This window comes from Candidatus Cryptobacteroides sp. (assembly GCF_056207615.1).
Map to the genome: position 1 here is coordinate 1 of NZ_JBAEER010000169.1, position 5,693 is coordinate 5,693.

At 48.8% G+C, this 5,693-nt stretch carries 4 protein-coding genes; all 4 read right to left on the reverse strand.

All coding sequences use genetic code 11. The annotated features are described in order from the left end of the window. On the reverse strand, positions 1–538 hold a 538-nt coding region (locus AC06ND_RS09435; protein ID WP_475678730.1), incomplete at its 3' end, for an MIP/aquaporin family protein. 24 nt (positions 539–562) lie between these two features. Continuing rightward, a complete protein-coding gene (locus tag AC06ND_RS09440) occupies positions 563–3,451 on the reverse strand; it encodes a mechanosensitive ion channel family protein (protein WP_475678731.1) in 2,889 nt (962 codons plus the stop codon). A 220-nt stretch (positions 3,452–3,671) separates the two neighbouring features. Continuing rightward, the gene (locus AC06ND_RS09445; RefSeq protein WP_475678732.1) at positions 3,672–4,427 is read right to left on the reverse strand and encodes a hypothetical protein; all 756 of its coding nucleotides are present in this window, start codon (positions 4,425–4,427) and stop codon (positions 3,672–3,674) included. Positions 4,428–4,452: 25 nt separating this feature from the next. Then, on the reverse strand, positions 4,453–5,693 hold a 1,241-nt coding region (locus tag AC06ND_RS09450), incomplete at its 5' end, for an RHS repeat-associated core domain-containing protein (protein WP_475678733.1).

Below are 5,693 nucleotides of genomic sequence, written 5' to 3' on the forward strand. Positions count from 1 at the left end.
AAGTACCGGTGAGGTTGATGCAAACGAGGTGGATGAGAATGAGGGTAAGACCGATTGCGAGGCCTGCGAGGTTACCTGCACCCTTCTTCTCGTCGGTAGTTCCGAGGACTACGAGAACGAAGAGATAGGTAGCGACGATCTCGACGAGGATTGCACCGCATACGCCGCCTGCGTTAGCGACACCGTTGGTACCGAGACCTGCAGGGTTGCCCATTGCACCAGCAGCGCCGGTGACCTTGACGATTGCGAAGAGGACAGCTGCACCGATGATACCACCGAGGAACTGACCAGCCCAATAACCGCAAGCGTCCTTCCAGCTCATGCGGCCTGAGAGGGCTACGCCGAGGGTGATGGCAGGATTGATGTGGCAGCCTGAGATTGCGCCGATGGTGTAAGCCATGGCGATTACTGAAAGACCAAATGCCGCAGCTGTTGCGAATACGCCTGCTGGCTCACCGCAACCTACGAAGACTGCTGTTCCGCAGCCAAGAAGTGTCAGAACCGCTGTTCCGATGCACTCTGCAATGTACTTTTTCATAATGCTTTATAATTAAATGGGTTGTTATTCTGGCTGGGATTCCGTCTGGACAGGGTGGATGTAGATATCTCTCTGTGGGTATGGAATCTCGATCTTGTTCTCGTTAAGGGTGTTATATATGATCTCCTTGGCGTCTGCGATGTAGCCTGCCTCGTTCTCCACGAGCACGTACTGCTTCACGATGAGGTCGACACTGCTGTCGCCGAAGTCGTTGAATGCAATTGTTATGCCTCGAGTAGGATCTACCACCTGCCTTCCGTACTTGTCGGTCTTCTGGAGAACCGTGAGGGCCTCGGTGAGCACTTCCCTCACATGCGCAACGTTGACTCCATAGTGGACTCCGACAGGAATCTTCACGAGTTCGTAGGAGTTGTTCTTGGTGAGGTTCTTGAAGTTCTTGTTGAAGAGGGCAGTGTTGGTGATGGCCATGATACTGCCGTCCAGGGTGTGGATCTGGGTGCTCTGGTATGATATGCTCTCGACCTTTCCGCGTATGCCGTCGCAGTCGATGTAGTCACCGACCCTGAGTCGGCCGGACATGAGCTGGATGCCGTAGATGAAATTGTTCAGGACATCCTTAAGCGCGAGACCGATACCGGTAGCGAGACCGGCGGCCACGATGCTGATGGCTCCCATCGGGATGTTGATCAGTACAATCAGCGTGATGATGTAGGTGCCCCAGACGATGATCGAGATGAGATTGTTCGCAAGGGTGAGGTTGATCTCGTTCGAGCGTATGTGCTGGGTGCCGCTTCGCTTCATCGCGTTCTCATACTTGAGGTGACGGTAGAGCGCCTTCGCGATATAAGCGACATAGCGGAAGATGAAGAAGAGCTCCGCTGTGAGCAGAATCTTGAAGAGAGACAGGTGCAGGATGGCATTTCCTTCAGCATCACTGAGGTTGAAGAAAGGTCTGAAGAATATGATCTTGCAGGAGTCGGTGAGGTCGAATACGTCTGCCGCAAGCCAGATGCTGAATGGAATCGAAAGGATTGCCACGACAGGAACGACGACGTCCTTGATGAGGTCGAACATCCATGTAGCCTCGATGAATGCTCCCTTGACCTTGTCATTCACTATCACGTGTTCCTTGCGGTACTCGGCGATACGTCTCTTCATGAACTTGCCGTCAAACATGTTGAGAAGCTCATAGAATGCAGTCACGGTCACTATTGCGGACAGCTGGAAGAGCCACCAGATGAATGCCTGCACACTGAGAAGAACATAGCCTTTCCAGCTAGTTACAGTGGTGACAACCATCACGAACAGTGACATCCAGGCGTAGGCCCTGTCAATCTTCTCGGTGTTCTTCTTGCCCTTGTGGCAGATTATGAACTGCCATATCGTGAACAGGAGTATAATAGGAGGGAAGGTGAGGTTGACGAGCCTGTTAGGGATGAATATGACACGGAAGATGATCACGACGAGTCCGGTGATTATCACCGGTACATAGGTCATGAGAGTAGTGCGGCTGCGTTCTGCCGGCACTCGGATGAGAATGGATATGAGTATCGCGCTGACGAGCCACACGAATACGACGAGGAGCGAACTGGCCATCACAATGAAATTCTGGTCGATGAACCTGTTCGCGATCATGATGGTTATCGCAAATGTGAGTGTTCCGGCGAGAAGCATGATGCATGGTCGCTGGAGCTTGAACTCTTCGGTGCGGAAACGTGGGACGTACCTGTTGAGCAGACGTACGATGATCGAACTCAGGAGTGCCGCTATCGATATGAAGAATACCACGATGAGTACGAGAGCACTGACGACCGGACCTCTCCATTCGCTCTGGTTCACGTGCTCATGGTGATGCTCGTGGTCATGCTCGTGTTCTGCGTCTTCGTGATCATGCTCCTCGTCGGCATCATGGTGGTGCTCCTGCTCATGCTTGGCAACCTCATCCTTGTGCTGGTCGGCAAGTGCGGTCAGCGCTCCGAGTTCCTCTAAGTGTCCGGTGGAGTCACCGACCTCGTGCATATTTGCAGGATTTTCGATTGCACTTCTTCCCATTGCGTCTGCGACCGTTGCCATGATGGTCGGTGCATCTGCCTCGCATCCATCATCATAGACGGCATATGCCTTTGTATATTTCTGCCTTGCGTCTGCGATGGCACGCTTGACATATGCGCGGAAATTCTTCAGGACGTAGAAATAATTATCCTGACCTTCCTTGAAGATGCTCTTCTGTATGCCTCGATAGCGCTCCTGGGCATAGTCATAGGACTCCTTGAGCCTCTCGTTCATGTCGGCATAATGGCGGTTGTCGTCGACAATCTGATCTCTTGCGATCGTATAGATGTTGAGAAGATCCCTTGCGTACAGGATACAGCTGTCGCGGTCTATGCAGCTCTGCTCATCCAGTACGAATGGACGATGGTTGTGGTCGTCGGCTTGGATGTTTGCCAGATGGGCATGTACAGAACCATAGTCGAGGCTTATCATCAGACTGTCATTGCTGACATAGATGCTGTCCGGGATCTCGTCTATCTGGTCGAGCACAGGTGGGAGGCGCCTGAGAGCTTCGATGAGCCTCTCGTATCGGTCTATCTCTACGTTGAGGTCATTCACGAACTCATCGTAAGGCCTACGTCGAGAACTGAAGTCCTCATACTTTTCGCTGACCTCCTTGAGGGCATAGGTCATGTCGAAAGTGAATTCGGAATTCTGTGAGTAGAGAATGAGGGAAAGCTCGTTGCATTTCTTGATCATCTCGATCATCTGCTGGTGCTGCCGCTCACTCATCCTCAGGAGCATTTCCTTGGAGCTCTCTACCTTTTCATGCTGCTGATTGAGCTCGAATCGGAGAACGGAGAGGGTATGCGCCAGGTCTTTCTCCGTGAAGACTGCGAATGCAGGAATGGCGGTCAGAAGGACTGCCAACGCTATGAATAGGACTTTTCTTTTCTTCATCTGTCTGTAGTTTGGTGGCTACACATCCTACAAATTTATGAAATTATGTGTAAAAATGAACTTAGAGAATCAGAAAAGAGAAATGCGTGTCTCCTGAATCCCTAATCTTCCAAATTTTATATTATTTGGGCCGAGAAAACTACATACTCTGCCGCCGTCAGTATGGAGAGACTATCTATCATCGAAGCCCTTCTGCTTTTCTTTATGAATATACCGATGATTACCGAGTATTATAAGATTTCATGTCTATCCAAATTAGTTCATCCCCGCTATTCCGCCTGTATGCAAATGCTTTTGGAAAATATGTATATATGGCGCTCCAATTAAGTAGTCTCATCTCGTCCCGTAGATAAAGAATTTTGTCCTTTTGAAGAGAAACATCATTGAATTCTATATCGTCATTTTCAACAGTCCATCTGAAAACGCGAAACCCTTGGTCATATTTATCCAGTATAATGTATAGCATATTGTCATCTATAATTTCTAAATCTAAACTATAGCCATCATCAAGAGTATTATTTAAGGTCATAATAATACCATCTATATCACCAGCTATATCCGTATGGTCGTTTATATGAGCTTTCTTTGAAATTGCGATACTGTCAATATATGATATTGAATGGGGCATTTCTTGTTGCATATTACCATCATAGCATGTAGTTACCCAAATGGTAAAGGGCGTGCTTGAACGAGTAAAGTAAAAGCTGTTCTCAATATTATTGACGACAGGCAAGCGGTATGAGATATCATTGTTCACCAAATGGAAAAAAACCTCCGTGAGTGACAGATCGATCCCATCTGGAAGACAATCTGTGTATTTTCTACCATAATCTAACCTCCCACAACCATCAATCAAGACATCAACACTAAATCGCGATTTTTGAATTGTTGCCGAATCTGTATCATAAACTCTGTTGTCACATATATGACATGCTGTTATTTGGCACAATAAACTGGCTATAAATACGGTAAACATACTCAATCATTACTATAAAATAGAACTAAAAGCCTATGTATTTACTCTCTCGTACCTGAGATAAAATATATGGGTGGTGTGATAGATCTTGCGAATAAGAGTTTGGAAGTCTGCCTGAAATCACGTTCCTCTCTGAATCAAAATACAACTTATTGTCTGAGCTAGTCCCAAGCTTTTGGTCGCTAGTTGCATTATCATATACGCGTAAGTAGTTACCCTTAGAATCATGCCCCATCCCAACAACTACAAGGAAATGATCTGTAGTTTTGTCGCGATTAACAGACCCCTTTTGGTTATCGACTCCAATCAGTACAGGGATTCCATCCGACAATGCGCTTTTAAAATATGAAATTGCTTTCTTTAGATCATTTAGATTCACACCAGAAGACTCATTGTACGGATACATGTTAGATGATTCCGTGGCGCCGCCAAATGTATAGTTAACAGTCATCAGTTGTGCTTTAGCAAGTGATAAAAAACAGTTAGTTCTATCCGATGCATGACGTGAATTCCATCCTATAAATAAAGATGGTGGTATAACATTCTCGATAATATCCCAATCGGTATCGGTTCTGTCAATATCCTGATACTTTTCGTGTTCATCAGGAGATGGCATTCTTCCATCCGGATCGACCCTGTTCACCGGATCGCCGGCACAGTAGGCATATGGGCTGACAGACGGATACTTCTCGGCGAGCGGGTCGATCGTGGTGAATCTTCCCATCGAGGTCTCGAGGTATCTTGCACTGAAGTCACCTCGACATATCCTCCGTCGAAGAGCACCTTGCTGAGCGCGGTCGCCGTGAAGATGCAGCTGCCGGAATATATCCTTGCCAGCCCCCCTGTTTCCCAGCCTCGGCACATAGGTCTCGCTGAGCTTCCTCCCGTCGGCGGCGTATACCACGTTGAGCTGGCTGCTGCCCATGAGCCTTATCGTGGACGGCAACCCTATCTCGTTGTATTCTATCCCGCTCGCCAGTCCTGCGGCTCCGGTGTACCTTCCGCAGGCGTCGTATGATGCCAGGCTTCCTAGCCCTGACGAAAGCCTGTTCCCGTCATAGCCGTGGACGGTGAGTGTCGTTGCTGACGCCCCAGAACCTGAACGGCTGCGTCGCGTCATGTTGCACCCGAGGTCGTACCAGTACCGCTCGCTGTAGTCTCCGTCGTGGGACGGCTCCACATAGTCTGCCTGAGCCAGCCTCGACAGCCCGTCATAGTGGAAGTCGTATCCCCTCATCCCGGACTCGGACGGATTCCTCCACTGCA

Coding starts and splice junctions, on each gene's coding strand:
- AC06ND_RS09440 (WP_475678731.1), bottom strand. CDS start 3,451: ATGAAGAAAAGAAAAGTCCTATTCATAGCGTTGGCAGTCCTTCTGACC.
- AC06ND_RS09445 (WP_475678732.1), bottom strand. CDS start 4,427: ATGTTTACCGTATTTATAGCCAGTTTATTGTGCCAAATAACAGCATGT.